This is a genomic window from Gordonia marina (assembly GCF_052036135.1).
In the GTDB taxonomy this organism is placed as follows: Bacteria; Actinomycetota; Actinomycetes; order Mycobacteriales; family Mycobacteriaceae; genus Gordonia.
On sequence record NZ_JBPSDN010000012.1, the window covers coordinates 19,114 to 31,921 of the forward strand.

The 12,808-nt window shown below is 70.9% G+C and carries 11 protein-coding genes; 8 read left to right on the plus strand and 3 right to left on the minus strand.

Features of this window, described 5'->3' with window-relative positions; all coding sequences use genetic code 11:
- Positions 1–44 precede the first annotated feature (44 nt).
- The gene (gene purM, locus ACSEEN_RS09595) at positions 45–1,139 is read left to right on the plus strand and encodes a phosphoribosylformylglycinamidine cyclo-ligase (protein ID WP_440713047.1); all 1,095 of its coding nucleotides are present in this window, start codon (positions 45–47) and stop codon (positions 1,137–1,139) included.
- A 137-nt stretch (positions 1,140–1,276) separates the two neighbouring features.
- On the opposite strand, the gene ACSEEN_RS09600 is transcribed toward purM, so the two are convergent.
- Both ACSEEN_RS09600 and ygfZ read right to left on the minus strand, forming a co-directional pair.
- Positions 1,277–1,462 carry a DUF3073 domain-containing protein gene (locus ACSEEN_RS09600; RefSeq protein WP_247866354.1) on the minus strand — a complete coding sequence of 62 codons (186 nt, stop codon included), beginning with the start codon at positions 1,460–1,462 and terminating at the stop codon, positions 1,277–1,279.
- A 167-nt stretch (positions 1,463–1,629) separates the two neighbouring features.
- Positions 1,630–2,793, minus strand: a complete 1,164-nt coding sequence (ygfZ, locus tag ACSEEN_RS09605; RefSeq protein ID WP_247866355.1) for a CAF17-like 4Fe-4S cluster assembly/insertion protein YgfZ — start codon at positions 2,791–2,793, stop codon at positions 1,630–1,632.
- 53 nt (positions 2,794–2,846) lie between these two features.
- Here ygfZ and ACSEEN_RS09610 point away from each other — a divergent pair, with 53 nt between their 5' ends.
- The 6 genes from ACSEEN_RS09610 (at position 2,847) to ACSEEN_RS09635 (ending at position 11,262) form a co-directional block, all read left to right on the plus strand.
- Positions 2,847–3,719: an aminodeoxychorismate lyase gene (locus ACSEEN_RS09610; protein ID WP_440713048.1), complete on the plus strand. Its 873-nt coding sequence runs from the start codon at positions 2,847–2,849 to the stop codon at positions 3,717–3,719.
- Between the two features lie 206 nt (positions 3,720–3,925).
- Positions 3,926–5,491 (plus strand): cytochrome ubiquinol oxidase subunit I, encoded by a 1,566-nt coding sequence (locus ACSEEN_RS09615; protein WP_298440802.1) that lies wholly within the window; start codon positions 3,926–3,928, stop codon positions 5,489–5,491.
- Between the two features lie 18 nt (positions 5,492–5,509).
- Positions 5,510–6,571: a cytochrome d ubiquinol oxidase subunit II gene (gene cydB, locus ACSEEN_RS09620; RefSeq protein WP_440713049.1), complete on the plus strand. Its 1,062-nt coding sequence runs from the start codon at positions 5,510–5,512 to the stop codon at positions 6,569–6,571.
- A complete protein-coding gene (gene cydD / locus ACSEEN_RS09625; RefSeq protein ID WP_440713050.1) occupies positions 6,484–8,271 on the plus strand; it encodes a thiol reductant ABC exporter subunit CydD in 1,788 nt (595 codons plus the stop codon). The genes cydB and cydD overlap by 88 nt, the downstream gene beginning before the upstream one ends.
- Positions 8,268–9,989, plus strand: a complete 1,722-nt coding sequence (gene cydC, locus ACSEEN_RS09630; protein ID WP_440713051.1) for a thiol reductant ABC exporter subunit CydC — start codon at positions 8,268–8,270, stop codon at positions 9,987–9,989. Before cydD ends, cydC begins: the two co-directional genes overlap by 4 nt.
- Before the next feature lie 304 nt (positions 9,990–10,293).
- Positions 10,294–11,262: an acyl-CoA thioesterase gene (locus ACSEEN_RS09635; protein ID WP_440713052.1), complete on the plus strand. Its 969-nt coding sequence runs from the start codon at positions 10,294–10,296 to the stop codon at positions 11,260–11,262.
- A gap of 24 nt (positions 11,263–11,286) precedes the next feature.
- On the opposite strand, the gene ACSEEN_RS09640 is transcribed toward ACSEEN_RS09635, so the two are convergent.
- Positions 11,287–11,904 carry a heme-binding beta-barrel domain-containing protein gene (locus ACSEEN_RS09640; protein ID WP_440713053.1) on the minus strand — a complete coding sequence of 206 codons (618 nt, stop codon included), beginning with the start codon at positions 11,902–11,904 and terminating at the stop codon, positions 11,287–11,289.
- A gap of 189 nt (positions 11,905–12,093) precedes the next feature.
- Here ACSEEN_RS09640 and ACSEEN_RS09645 point away from each other — a divergent pair, with 189 nt between their 5' ends.
- Complete coding sequence (locus tag ACSEEN_RS09645; protein ID WP_298440813.1) at positions 12,094–12,681, plus strand: flavin reductase family protein; 588 nt, start codon at positions 12,094–12,096, stop codon at positions 12,679–12,681.
- The last annotated feature ends 127 nt before the right edge of the window (positions 12,682–12,808 follow it).

The window sequence follows — 12,808 nt, forward strand, 5'->3', positions numbered from 1 at the left end:
GCATCATGTCTTTTCCCACGGCCAACTCGAGGAGCGCCACGACCATGAACGACGGTCCCGTCGCCAATCCCGCCGACAGCGGAGCCGGGGCGTCGTACGCCGCGGCCGGTGTCGACATCGACGCCGGTGAACGCGCGGTCGAACTCTTCGCGCCGCACGCCAAGCGCGCCACCCGTCCCGAGGTGCTCGGCGGTCTCGGCGGATTCGCCGGGCTGTTCGCCCTCAAGGGCGACTACCGCGAGCCCGTCCTCGCCGCGTCCAGCGACGGTGTCGGTACCAAGCTGGCCGTCGCGCAGGCCCTCGGCATCCATCACACGGTGGGTCGCGACCTGGTCGCGATGGTGGTCGACGACCTCGTGGTCTGCGGCGCCGAACCGCTCTTCCTGCAGGACTACATCGCCATCGGCAAGGTGATCCCGGAGATGGTCGCCGACATCGTGCGCGGTATCGCCGACGGCTGCTACGACGCCGGCTGCGCGCTGCTCGGCGGCGAGACCGCCGAGCACCCCGGCCTGATGGAGGACGGTCACTACGACATCTCCGCCACCGGCGTCGGCGTGGTCGAGGCCGACGCCGTTCTCGGCCCGGACCGCGTGCGCCCGGGCGACGTCATCATCGCGATGGGCTCGTCGGGCCTGCATTCCAACGGCTACTCGCTGGCCCGCAAGGTGCTGCTCGAATGGGGCCGGATGGACCTGGAGGGGCACGTCGAGGAGTTCGGCCGCACCCTCGGTGAGGAACTCCTGGAGCCGACGCGCATCTACGCCAAGGACTGCCTGGCGCTGGCCGCCGAGACCGACGTCCGCACCTTCGCGCACGTCACCGGTGGTGGGCTCGCCGACAATCTCGCGCGGGTGCTTCCGACCGGGCTGGCCGCCGAACTGGAGCGCGGCTCCTGGACCCCGGCGCCGGTCTTCTCGATGATCGCGCAGCGCGGCCGGGTGGAACGCGCCGAGATGGAGCGCACCTTCAACATGGGCGTCGGCATGGTCGCCGTCGTCGCGCCCGAGGACACCGACCGCGCGCAGGCCATCCTCACCGCGCGGCACGTGGAGAACTGGGTGCTCGGGACGGTCGTGCGGGGCGACGCCGGCGCACCCGGCCGGGCCGAACTGCGCGGCGAGTACGCGCGCTTCTAGCGCCGGAAGGATCAGGCCCGGTCACCGCGGTGGCCGGGCCTTTTCAGATGCCGATGCGCCGGACCGAAGGCGCCAGAAAACCCGGGTGCTCGGTCAAGAGCACCCGGGTTCACCGGAAATGCGTGTGAGCAGGCGCGTCAGGCGCGCCGCCACTCCTCTTCGGAGTAGCGGTCGTCGTCGGCCCAGTCGTCGACCGGGTTGTGGGACTGACCTCCACCGCCCGATAACTCCCGCTGGAGGCTGTCAAGATCTGTGTTCGGCGTCGAGTACTTCAGCTGACGAGCGACCTTCGTCTGCTTTGCTTTTGCCCGGCCACGGCCCATTAGGGACCCCCTCGCACAATGACGGGGCGGCCACTTTGTGGCGGCCCCGTTCTACTCGTTAGTTATGTTCCTGAGGCACAGTCTACCCCGCTTCCGGGGAATATGTCGCCGCCGGGTGCGGTCCGCGCGGCGGGGGCGCTGAGCAGCGGATATGCCGGTGTCGGGGGTCAGTCTCGGCCGCGCAGCCGGTTGACGGCGGCACGGCCCGCGGGGACGGCGTCGTCGGCGGTGTAGTAGTCCGGATCGATCCGGGCTGCGGTACCCGCCGCGCCGACGGTCAGCTCGGCGTCGACCGCGACGGTGCGCTTGACGAGCGCCAGCGCGATCGGTCCCAGGTCGTGATGATCGATGACGGTCCCGATCCGGCCGATCGCCCGTCCGGCGAGGTTCACCGGATCGCCGAGCGCGGGCCGCTCGTCGGCGCTGCCGTCGAGGTGGAGCAGCACCAGGCGGCGCGGCGGGCGGCCGAGGTTCTGCACGCGTGCGACGGTCTCCTGACCGCGGTAGCAGCCCTTGTTCAGGTGGACGGCGCCGCCCTCGTCGGCGGTGCCGATCCAGTCGGCCTCGTGGGCGATGGTGCGCTCATCGGTGTCCAGCCCCAGCCGGGGACGCATGGCGGCGACCCGCAGCGCCTCCTGCGCCCAGACGCCGGCCGCGGCCGCTCCGGCGCCGACCAGCTCGCGCCACCACAGTGCGAGCTCGGTGTCGGGCACCACCAGGTCGACCACCGGCAGGTCCCGGTCCTCGCCGGTCGGCGGCATGATGCGCCAGAATCCGAGCGGCTCGTCCTCGTGGTGCACCTCGGGGAGGTCGCCGGCGTCGTACACCTGCGCGGAGGCCGGGATGTCGAGCAGTTCGGCGATCGGCCCGGTCCGTACGTTCGGGCCGATCAGGGTGAGGACGTGCATGTCGGGCCGGGCGACCGGGGTCACCGCGGCCCGGAACACCATCCGGCTCAGGTATTCCAGCAGCGGCCCGCCGCGGGCGTACTCGGTGTCGAGCCAGGTGATGCCGTCGACATCGGTGAGGACGAAGTGGTCCTCGACGCGGCCGTTGCCGTCGAGCGAGAGGCTCTCCGCGCTGGTCCGGTCGCGCAGGCTCGCGACATCCTGGGTGACGATGGAGTGCAGCCAGGTGAGGCGGTCGTCGCCGTCGAGTTCCAGGACCGCCCGGTCGCTGCGGTCGATCACGGCAGCGCGACGCTGCGCGGCGCGCTGCTCACCGAGCGGGTCGCCGTAGTGCCAGGCGACGCCGGGGCTGGGATCGTCGTCCGGCGTCGGCACCGCACCGGGATGGCTGAGCAGGATCGGGGAGTGGTCGGAGGCCGCCATGTACCCGAGTCTACGGCGCGGTCACGACCGCGCGATGTGCGAACCTGTGAGGCATGACGATGTTCGTGGTCACCGGCGACGGGCGGGTGCACGATGCGGCGCGCCCGCTCCTGCACGCCGACGACCTCGCCGCGCTGCGCGGCGACGGAGTCTTCGAGACGCTGTTGATCCGCGGGGGCCGTGCCCGGCTGCTCGACGCCCACCTCGACCGGCTGGCCGACGGCGCGGTCGCGCTCGACCTGCCCGCGCCCGACCGGATGGCGCTGCGCCGGGCGGTCGCGGTCGCGGAGGAGGAATGGGGACGACGCGCCGGCGGCGCGTCCGAGGCCATGCTGCGGATCGTCTACGCGCGCGGCCGGGAGAGCACGCCCGGCGGGCCGCCGACCTGCTATCTGACCGTCGCCCCGGTGCCCGCGCGGGTGGCTGTGGCACGGCGCGACGGGATCGCCGTGCTCACTCTCGACCGCGGCCTCGACCCGCGCGCTGCCGCGCTGCCGTGGGTACTCGCCGGTATCAAGGCTCTCGCCTACGCGGGGAACACCGCGGCGCTGCGCTACGCGCAGGAACGCGGCGCGGACGACGCGATCTTCACGGGCGCCGCGGGGACGGTACTGGAGGGGCCGCGCTCGTCGGTCGTCGTGCAGACCGCCGGGCGGCTGGTGACGCCGCCGCGGTCCGGCCCGATCCTGCCTGGCACCACGCAGGCGGCGCTGTTCGCCGTCGCGCGGGAGAGGGGCCTGCTCGCCCGGGAGGAAGCGCTGACCGTGGACGACCTGCGGGCCGCGGACGGGGTGTGGCTGCTGTCGTCGGTCACGCTCGCCGCGCGCGTCCACACGCTCGACGGCCGGCCGCTGCCGGACCGGGCGGTGCGCCTGGACGTCGCCGGTCTGGTCGACGCGGCCCTCGACCGCGGCACGGATTCCTGAGAATCTGGCACACATCGTGCGCTCACAGAGCCCGTCGGCGACCATGAGAACTACCTGTGAAACACGGCACACGCTGGGGACTTAGGTCCCGATCGAGGTTGGGTCCCGGCTCGATGAGCACGTAGCGTGAATATCGTGTACTACTGCGGGTAGTACTACGGCAGCGGCAGCCCCGCTCGCCCGGAGATCGTGAAGGGAACTTCCGCGTGGACGTCGTCGATCTATCCCGGTGGCAATTCGGCATCACCACCGTCTACCACTTCATCCTGGTGCCCCTGACCATCGGCCTCGCGCCGATGATCGCCGTCATGCAGACGGTCTGGGTCAAGACCGGTAACGAGGCATGGCTGCGGGCCACCAAGTTCTTCGGGAAGGTCTTCCTGATCAACTTCGCCCTCGGCGTCGCCACCGGCATCGTGCAGGAATTCCAGTTCGGCATGAACTGGAGCCAGTACAGCCGGTTCGTCGCCGATGTCTTCGGCGCCCCGCTGGCCATGGAGGGCCTGGTCGCGTTCTTCCTCGAATCGACCTTCCTCGGCTTGTGGTTCTTCGGCTGGAAGCGCCTCCCCAAATGGGCGCACCTGACGTCGATCTGGCTGGTCGCGATCGGCGTGACCGCCTCGGCGTACTTCATCATCGCGGCCAACTCGTTCATGCAGCACCCGGTCGGTGTCGAATGGAACGAGACGCTGGCGCGCCCGCAGATGAACAACTTCGTCGCGGTGATCACCAACAACACCACGCTGGTCGCGTTCCCGCACGTCATCCTGGGTGCCTGGCTCACCGCGGCCACCGTGGTCGCCGTCGTCTGCCTGTACTGGATGGCCCGCAACACGCTGCGCGCCAAGCAACTGGACGCCGGTGACGCCCCGGTCACGACCGCCCCGAGCCAGCTGCGCGACGGCGTCGACGCGACCGGCGAGGAACTGCTCGAGGAGAACCGGAAGCTGTGGCGGCCGGTGGCGCTGTTCGCGCTGTGGATGACCATCTTCTCGGGAATCGGCCTGTTCATCACCGGTGACATGCAGGCCCAGCTGATGTTCAAGCAGCAGCCGATGAAGATGGCCGCCGCCGAGTCGCTGTGCACCACCGAGACCGGCGCGGGCTTCTCCGTGCTGAGCATCGGGCGGCAGAACAACTGTGCGCACATCGACCACGTGATCACCATCCCGAACATGCTGTCGTTCCTCGCCGACCATCACTTCGACAGCAAGGTGCAGGGCGTCGACGAGCTGCAGGAGCAGTACCGCGAGGCGCTGAACATGCCGCACCAGAACTTCGCACCCAACCTGTTCGTCACCTACTGGAGCTTCCGCGCCATGATCACCTGGGCGCTCGGTTCGGTGGTCGTCGCGCTGGGCGGCCTGTGGATGCTGCGGAAGAAGCGGCCCGGCGGCGGGATCGAGGTGTCGCGCAGGTTCGGCATCCTCTGCCTCTGGATGCTGCCGACGCCGTTCCTGGCCAACGCCTCCGGCTGGATCTTCACCGAGATGGGCCGGCAGCCGTGGGTCGTCGCCCCGAACTGGGCCGATCCCGATCAGGCCGATCCGTACAAGATCCACATGCTGGTGAAGGACGGTGTGTCGTTCAACGGCTCCGGCCTGGTGTGGACGTCGCTGATCATCTTCACGCTGCTGTACGCGGCGCTCGGCGTGGCGTGGTTCGTGCTCGAACGGCGCTACATCCTGGAGGGCCCGGCCGCACCGGGTGCCGAGGACGCCGAGTCCACCGACGACGGAGACGGTGACGAGCCGCTCTCCTTCCAGTACTGAGAAAGGACCTGAACTGCCATGAATCCGTCAGCTCTGGAAATCGTCTGGTTCGTCCTGATCGCCGTCCTGTTCACCGGGTACTTCGTGCTCGAGGGCTTCGACTTCGGGGTGGGCATGCTGATGCCGTTCCTCGGCCGCAGCAGTGAGCACGACGGCGACAAGCGCCGCCGTCTGATCATCAACACCATCGGCCCGGTGTGGGACGGCAACGAGGTGTGGCTGCTGACCGCAGGTGGCGCGCTGTTCGCCGCGTTCGGCGGCTGGTACGCCACCATGTTCTCCGGCTTCTACCTGCCGCTGTTCCTCATCCTGCTGGCGCTGATCGTGCGCGTGTGCGCGATCGAATGGCGGGCCAAGATCAACGACCCGCGCTGGCGCCTGTGGTGCGACGTCGGGATCGGGATCGGGTCGTGGGTGCCCGCCCTGCTGTGGGGTGTCGCGTTCGCCAACGTCGTGCGCGGTGTGCCGATCGAGGTCCGCGGTCCCAACCACGTCTACACCGGCGGCTTCTGGAACCTGCTGAACCCGTACGGAATCGTCGGCGGCCTCACCACCCTGGTGGTGTTCCTGACGCACGGCGCCATCTTCATCGCGCTGAAGACCAAGGGCCAGATGCGCGACGACGCCACCAAGCTCGCCGCCAGCCTGTCGGTGGCCATGCTGGTGATCGCCGGCACCTTCCTGCTCTGGACGCAGCTGGCATACGGCAAGGACTGGACGTGGGCGCTGGTCGTGATCGGTGCACTCGCGGCGGTGGGCGTGGTGATCGCGACCAACCTGCGGCGCGAGGGATGGGCCTTCCTCGGCACCGCGATCGCCATCGCGGCCACGGTCGGCCTGCTGTTCGGCAGCCTGTACCCGTACGTGATGCCGTCCACGCTGGGCAGCGATCAGGGTCTGACGATCATGAACAGCTCGTCGAGCCAGTACACCTTGGTGATCATGACCTGGGCGGCTGTGATCATGACGCCGATCGTGATCGGATACCAGGCATGGAGCTACTGGGTGTTCCGGAAGCGGCTGTCGATCGACGACGTTCCGGAGACGCCGGCGGGTCTGTCGCTGAAGACCACGGTCTGACGGTGCCGTCCGGCGTCCGGCGCCCGCCGCTGGACCCGCGCCTGCTGAAGTATTCGCCGTCCGCGCGCTGGTACGTGGTGCTGACGGCCCTGGGCCAGGCGGCGACGGTGGTCGCGATGATCGTCGCCGCCGTCGCCCTGGCCGGGCTGCTGTCCGAGGTGATCACCGATCCGGCCGCGCGCAGCTTCGCCGCCCAGGCCACGCACCTGTGGGTGCTCGGGGCGGCGCTCGCGGTCCGGGTGGTGCTCGACTACGTCGCCGGCCGGTACGCGCATCGCGCGGCGCTCAGCACCATCGGGCAGCTGCGCCGGAGGGCCCTCGACCGGCTCACCGACCCGGCGCGCACCTCACCGCGCGACCTGCTGGCCGAGCGGGAACGGGCCCTGACCGTCGCCCTGCGCGGGCTCGACAGCCTGGTCGACTACTTCGCCGGCTACCTGCCTGCGCTGCTGGCCACGGCCATCGTGACCCCGGTCGTGGTGGTCGTGATCGGGTGGGCCGACCTCACCTCGGCGATCCTGGTGCTGATCACGCTGCCGCTGATCCCGACCTTCATGGTGCTGATCGGACTGCTGACCCGCGACCGCACCGAGCGCAAACTGGAGTCGATGAGCGCGCTCACCGCGCAGCTGATGGACCTGATCACCGGCCTGCCGACGCTGCGCGCCCTCGGCCGCGCGCAGGCGCCCGCCGCCCGGGTGGAGCGCCTCGGCCAGAACCTGCGGCGCCGGACCATGTCGGCGCTGCGCGTCGCCTTCCTGTCCGGCACCGCGCTGGAACTGATCGCCACCCTGTCGGTGGCGCTGGTCGCCGTCGGCATCGGCGTGCGCCTGGTGAGCGGTGAGATGACGCTGTACGCGGGTGTGCTGGCGCTGGTGCTGGCCCCCGAGGCGTACCAGCCGCTGCGCCGCGTCGGCGCGCAGTTCCACAACTCCGAAGACGGCATGACCGCCGCCCGGGAGATCCTCGCGCTGATCGAATCCGGCGACTCCACTGCGGTGTCCGATGGTCCGGGGGCCGCTGTGGAGGTGGCCGGCGCGGCCGTCGAACTCACCGGGATCGGGGTGCACGGCCGCGACGGCTGGGCGCCGCGCGGGGTCACCGCGCGGCTGGAGTCCGGCCGGGTGAGCGTGCTGACCGGGCCGAACGGCAGCGGCAAGTCGTCGGTGCTGGAAGTGATCCTCGGCCTGTTGCGGCCCGATGAGGGCACGGTGACGATCGCCGGGCAGCCGCTCGGCGACGTCGACCTCGATGCCTACCGAGCCCAGATCGCGTGGCTCCCGCAGCAGCCCGTCGTGATTCCCGGGACGATCAGGCAGAACCTCGAACTCTTCGGCGCCGCCGATCCCGGGCTGCTGGAGAAGGCTTGTGCGGCCACCGGATTCGACGAGGTGCTGGCCGATACGGCCGACGGTCACGACACGATCCTGGGCGCCGGTGGTGCGGGCCTGTCGGCGGGTCAGCGCCAGCGGCTCGCCCTCACCCGGGTGCTCGCCTCGCCGGCGCCGCTGCTGCTGCTCGACGAACCGACCGCGCACCTGGACGCGGACAGTGAGGACCGGGTGCTGACGGCGATCGCCGAGCGCGCCGCGGCGGGTGCGACGGTCGTGATGGTGGCGCACCATCCGGTGGCCGTCGGCGGCGGCGACGTGGTCGTCGAACTCGGCCCGGGCGCGCCGGTGGACGGAGCCCTTCGATGATCGCGGCACTGCGGTTCCTGGGCCTCGGGCGGCGGCCGGTGGTGATCTCGGTGCTGTTCGGCGTGGCCGGCGCGCTGTCCGCTCTCGGCTTGGCCGCGCTGTCGGCGTGGCTGATCACCCGGGCCTGGCAGATGCCGCCGATCCTGTACCTGTCGGTCGCCATCACCTCGGTCCGCGCCCTCGGCATCTCGCGCGCGCTGTTCCGCTACCTGGAACGACTCGCCACCCACGACGCCGCGCTGAACATGATGGCCACCGCGCGCACCCGCATCTACCGGGTGCTGGCCGGCGGGTCGCCGGCGTACTCGGTGAGCCTGCGCCAGTCGCAGCTGCTCGCCCGCACCGCCGACGACGTGGACGACATCGGCAACGCGCTGATCCGCGGTCTGATCCCGATGGCGGTCGGCGCGGTGACCTCGGTGGCGGCGGTGCTGATCATGGGGATGGTGTCGTGGCGGGCGGCGCTGGTGCTGGCGGTGTGTCTGCTGGTCAGTGGGGGCCTGGCGCCGTGGCTGGCCGCGCGGGGTTCGTCGCTGGCACTCGACGACAGTGCCCGTGCCCGCGAGGACGTCGCCGCCGAGACGACCGCGCTGCTGTGGCACGCGCCGGAGCTGGCGGTCGCCGGACGGCGGCGCGCGGTGCTGGACTCACTGGTGGCGGCGGATCGCCGTGCCGCGGCGGCCACCGACCGGGGGGCGGCGTGGCAGGTCTGGGGTACCTCGGCGACGCCGCTGGCCCTCGCGGTCAGCGTGGTCGCGGCCGCGCTGATCGCCGTCGACCTGGCCACCGGCGTGCACGGCTCGCTGCTGGGCGTGTCGTCGGAGTCGACGCGTTTCACCCCGATGCTGTTCGGTGTGCTGGTGCTGCTCCCGCTGTCGTCGTTCGAGTCGACCGGCCCGCTCACCGAGGCCGGGATCGCATGGGAACGAGGCCGCCAGGCGGCCCGGCGGGTGATGGCACTGGTCGACGGGGCGGCCCCGAGCCGGTCGGGGTCTCGACTCCGCTCGACCGACATCTTCGTCGAGACCACCGCCGATCCGGTGATCGATCCCGCGCCCGCGGCGCTGGCCGCGGAGGGCCTCCAGTGGGGCTGGGAGACGCCGCTCGGCCCGGAACGCGGGCTCGATCTGGCGCTGGCTCCGGGGGAGCGGCTGGTGGTCGTGGGCCCGAGCGGCTGTGGCAAGTCGACGCTGCTGCTCACCCTCGCCGGACTGCTCGATCCCCTCGGCGGCACGGTGACCGCGACCCACGACGACGGCGCACCGGTCCCGCTGCGCTCGGCGTCGTGCTATTTCGCCGAGGAGGCGCACCTGTTCTCCACCTCGGTCCGGGAGAACCTGCTGGTCGCGCGCGGTGATGCCACCGACGCGCAGGTCCGCGCGGCGCTCGGCGACGTCGGCCTCGGCGACTGGGTCGATGCCTTGCCCGACGGGCTGGACACCGACCTCACCGGCGGTGGTTCCGCCCTCTCCGGCGGCCAGCGCCGCCGTCTGCTGCTGGCGCGCGCTCTGCTCCACCCGGCGCCGATCGTCCTGCTCGACGAGCCCGCTGAGCACCTCGACGAGCTCGACGCCCAGGCGATCCTCGAACGCATCTGCGCTCGCGGCGACGGCGCGCTGTTCGGCCCGGAACGGGTGGTCGTGGTCGTGACGCACCAGCACGCGGTGGCCGCCGGCGCGGCCGGCGCGCGTCTGCTCGCGCTCGACGTCGCGCGCTGACCCTGGCCGCATTCCGTCCCCCCACTCGCTTTCCGTTCGCCCCGCCGGAATATTCCGGCGGGGCGAACAGACTTGCGGTGGGGCGGCCGAATCCGGGTGGTGGGACGGAATACGGATTGCCCTCGGGTGCGGCCTTCGGGGCGTTCGGCTCCTGTCCGGGTGGCTCTCGGGTCGTGCGCTGAGGTGTGACGCCTGGTCTCACCGGTGTTACGCCCGGATCACCGCGCGCTCACCGGTCCGGGGCATCGTCGTGTGCGAACGGACAGTGGGTCAGCATGGGTGAACCTAAACGAGGAGGTACCCCATGCCCATCACCGACCGGCAGATCACCCTGCGCTTCCTGGCCGCGCCGACCGATGTCGCCACGCTCGGCGGGGGCGTCCGCGGCGGCCGGATTCTGGAGTGGGTCGACAAGGCCGCGTACGCCTGCGCGGCGGCGTGGTCGGGCGGCTACAGCGTCACCGCGTACGTCGGCAACATCAGTTTCGGCCGGGACATCTCGTCCGGCGACATCGTCGAGGTGACGGCCACTCTGGTGCACACCGGCCGCAGTTCCATGCACATCGAATGCACCGTCGGCTCGGCCGATCCGCGCGAGGGGACCTTCCGCGCGGCGAGTTCCTGTCTGCTCGTCTTCGTCGCGGTCGACGACGACGGGCGCCCCGCTCCGGTCCGCCAGTGGCAGCCGATGCTCGGCGCCGACGTCGCCAAGAGCCGGGAGGCTCGGGAACGTGCCGAACGTCGTCGCCGGATCGAGTCGGCGATGGAACTGGCGGACTACCGGGCATCTTCGGCGGCGCTGGACGTGGGCACCCGCTTCCTGGCCGCGCCGACGGACATCAACTGGGGCGGGAAGACGCACGGCGGCCGGGTGATGAGCTGGATCGATGACGCCGCCTACCTCTGCGGCGTCCGCTGGTGCTCGGGGGAGGTGGCCACCGCGTACATGGGCGGGGTGCGGTTCTACCGGCCTATCCACATCGGCCAGGTCGTGGAGGTGTCGGCGCGGCTGATCCACACCGGGCGGCAGACCATGCACGTCGCCGTACACGTCCGGGCGCACTGGCCGCGCGAGGGGAGCGAGACCTCGCGGCTGGCCGCGCACAGCCTGACCGTGCTGGCGGCGCTCGACGGCGCCGGCGACGCCACGTCGGTCAGGCCCTGGCGTCCGCAGCTGCCGGGCGACGTCGCCCTGGATCTGCACGCGCGGGAGCTGATCGCGATTCGGGGGCGTCGGGAACCGGCCAGCCAGCACCGGATGGTCGAGATCTGAGCCGGGCCGGTATCGCGGGGCGGGTCAGCCGATGACGCGCTTGAGTTTCGCGGACAGGCGGGGCGTGAGGTCGCCCTCGCCGTCGAGGCGTTCCTCCACGTAGGCGAGGTCGCCGTCGGGGACCAGGCCGTAGAGGCGCTTGGCCGCACCGGTGTGGGCGCCGGTCTCGGTGCGGATGGTGACGTCGGTGGTGAGGTTCCACGACGTCTGGTTGAGCGGCCGCCCGTAGTAGAGCTCGATGGAGCCCTCGGCGTGGGTCAGCAACAGCTCGATGGTGTCGTCGTCGCCGATGCGCCAGAAGCCGGATTCGCGCAGGTCGGGGCGGAGGTAGTCGCCGTTCTCATCGAGTACCCACGAGCGCGACTGCCAGGAGAGGTAGTTGCCGCCGTCGTGGCTGACGATGATCTGCTGGCCGAACGCGTAGTCGTCGCCGGTCAGCGGGTGGTGGCCTTCGCCCTCACCCTCCCAGACTCCGACCAGCGGAAGCAGGCCGAGAAGGCCGGGATGCAGGTCGGGCCCGAGGCGCAGATTCGCGGTGTCGATGGGCAGCGGAAGGTCGCCGACCGTCGGGACGTTCTTGTCCGCGGTGTCGGCGGCGCGCTGCTCGGCGTCGGCGATGGCCTCGTTGCCCGAGCGCGTCATGACTCGTCGGAGACCAGGCGGTAGATGACGTACAGCGAGGTCCAGATGATCAGCAGCGTTGCCAGTCCCAGCAGAACTTCGAAGAAGATAACCACACGCCGATGATACCGCGCCGGGCGTGACGATCAGAGTCCGCCCGGGCAGCTATGGCCGATCCCACTGCCGGGCGGTCGCGGGTACCGTGGCGGCGTGACTGAGCGACGGATCCTGCGCCCCGGTGACACCGGCGTGAACCCCTATTCTCTGCTGACCGCCCTGGTGGTGCCGCGGCCGATCGCCTGGGTCGCCACCCGCGATCGCGACGGTGTCGGCAATCTGGCACCGCACTCGTTCTTCACCGTCGCCTCGCATCGGCCGCCGATCATCGCGTTCACGTCGATCGGTGTGAAGGACACGCTGCGGAACATCCTGGCGACCCGGGAGTTCACCGTCAGCCTGGTCAGCGAGGACCTGATGGTCACGGCCAACGACACCAGCGCCGGCTTCGGCCCGGAGGTCGACGAAGCCGAGCACGTCGGTCTGGCGATGGCGCCCAGCAGCGTCGTCGCTCCGCCGTTCGTCGCCGCCAGCCCGGCCGCCCTGGAATGCCGGCTGCACACCACCGTGGGCTTCGGGGCGTCGACCATGATCTTCGGCGAGGTGGTCGCCTTCAGCGTCGACGACGACGTGCTCGACGGCGAGCACCCCGACTTCGCGCGGCTGCGCCCGGTGTCCCGTCTCGGTCGTGACGAGTGGGGCCTCCCGCCCGAGGTGACGCGCCGGGCGCGCCCGGACTGACGACCCCGGCCCCAGGGGATCTGTCGCGGATCTTGTCGCGGGTCCACAGACGTAGCGAATCTTGCCGGATCTCTCACGGACTCCGCGACAGATTTCGGCGTCGACAAGATCCGCGACAGATCACCCC

What these genes read in the sequence shown, in the direction of transcription:
- purM (WP_440713047.1), top strand. Translation starts at nt 45, where the DNA reads ATGAACGACGGTCCCGTCGCCAATCCCGCCGACAGCGGAGCCGGGGCG.
- ACSEEN_RS09600 (WP_247866354.1), bottom strand. Translation starts at nt 1,462, where the DNA reads ATGGGCCGTGGCCGGGCAAAAGCAAAGCAGACGAAGGTCGCTCGTCAG.
- ygfZ (WP_247866355.1), bottom strand. Translation starts at nt 2,793, where the DNA reads ATGGCGGCCTCCGACCACTCCCCGATCCTGCTCAGCCATCCCGGTGCG.
- ACSEEN_RS09610 (WP_440713048.1), top strand. Translation starts at nt 2,847, where the DNA reads ATGACGATGTTCGTGGTCACCGGCGACGGGCGGGTGCACGATGCGGCG.
- cydB (WP_440713049.1), top strand. Translation starts at nt 5,510, where the DNA reads ATGAATCCGTCAGCTCTGGAAATCGTCTGGTTCGTCCTGATCGCCGTC.
- cydD (WP_440713050.1), top strand. Translation starts at nt 6,484, where the DNA reads ATGGAGCTACTGGGTGTTCCGGAAGCGGCTGTCGATCGACGACGTTCC.
- cydC (WP_440713051.1), top strand. Translation starts at nt 8,268, where the DNA reads ATGATCGCGGCACTGCGGTTCCTGGGCCTCGGGCGGCGGCCGGTGGTG.
- ACSEEN_RS09635 (WP_440713052.1), top strand. Translation starts at nt 10,294, where the DNA reads ATGCCCATCACCGACCGGCAGATCACCCTGCGCTTCCTGGCCGCGCCG.
- ACSEEN_RS09640 (WP_440713053.1), bottom strand. Translation starts at nt 11,904, where the DNA reads ATGACGCGCTCGGGCAACGAGGCCATCGCCGACGCCGAGCAGCGCGCC.